The sequence below is a fragment of the Ralstonia sp. TCR112 genome (assembly GCF_007997035.1).
Classification (GTDB): domain Bacteria; phylum Pseudomonadota; class Gammaproteobacteria; order Burkholderiales; family Burkholderiaceae; genus Ralstonia; species Ralstonia edaphi.
The window spans coordinates 1-1,053 of sequence record NZ_VOSS01000285.1; the positions used below are offsets into that span (position 1 = coordinate 1).

1 protein-coding gene and 1 pseudogene are annotated in these 1,053 nt (G+C 65.6%); both read left to right on the forward strand.

The features are described 5' to 3' along the window. Nucleotides 1–213, forward strand: a 213-nt coding sequence (locus tag FUT88_RS26000; protein ID WP_147219391.1) for a 5-oxoproline transporter, DUF969 family subunit, incomplete at its 5' end; no start/stop codon positions are given. A 3-nt stretch (nucleotides 214–216) separates the two neighbouring features. Continuing rightward, nucleotides 217–1,053 (forward strand): annotated as a pseudogene (locus FUT88_RS26005) (DUF979 domain-containing protein); the annotation flags it as partial.

Genomic DNA, 1,053 nt, shown 5'->3' on the forward strand with positions numbered 1-1,053 from the left:
GGCGCCATCGCGCTGATGCACACGTTCCTGCTCGGCTCGGGCATCGACGTGGAACCGCTGCATATCGCCGTGTGGGGCATCCCGACTGCGGTCTGCGCGTTCCTGATCCACTCGGTGCGCCTCAAGCGCCTGGACGGCTGGCTTGCCCGCGAAATGGGTAACCAGCGGGGCGCCGCCGGCAATACCAACACGGCTGCGGCCAAGCAGGGGTAAGCCATGATTCTGTCGATCAACTATCTGTACTGGCTGGCGGGGATCATCCTGACGATCACCGCGCTGATGACCTTTGCCGACAAGAACCACCCGCGCCGCTGGACCACGGGCCTGTTCTGGGCGATCTTCGCCGTCATCTTCCTCGTTGGCGACAAGCTCCCGCCGATCGTGGTGGGCGTGGGTGCCGTGGTGATGGCACTGCTGGCCGGCACGGGCGGCGTGACGCTGGGCAAGCACGGTGAACTGCCGGCGGAAGAGCGCCGCGCATCCGCCAAGCGCCTGGGCAACCGCCTCTTCATTCCGGCGCTGACCATTCCCCTGGTCACCGTCATCGGCAGCGTGTTCCTGAAGGACGTGAAGATCGGCGGCGATTTGCTGCTCGATCCGAAGAACCAGACCTTCGTCTCGCTGGGGCTGGGCTGCATCATCTCGCTGGCGCTGGCGTGCTGGTTGACGCGTGAACGCCGGTGCAGGCCATGCGTGAGTCGCGTCGGCTGACGGAGTCGCTCGGCTGGGCGCTGGTGCTGCCGCAGATGCTGGCCATGCTGGGTCTCGTCTTTGCCGATGCCGGTGTGGGCAAGGCTGTGGCGCACCTGACCACCGCCTACATCAACATGGACTATCGCCTCGTCGCGGTCGTCGTTTATTGCGTGGGCATGGCGCTGTTCACCGTCATCATGGGCAACGGCTTTGCGGCGTTCCCGTCATGACGGCGGGGTGGGGGTGGCCATTCTGGGTGGGCGTGTTCCATGCCAACCCGGCGGTGATGGCGGCGATCGGCATGTTCTCGGGCTACTGCGCACGCTGATGCCCCGATGGCGGCGATACAATATCGTGCCC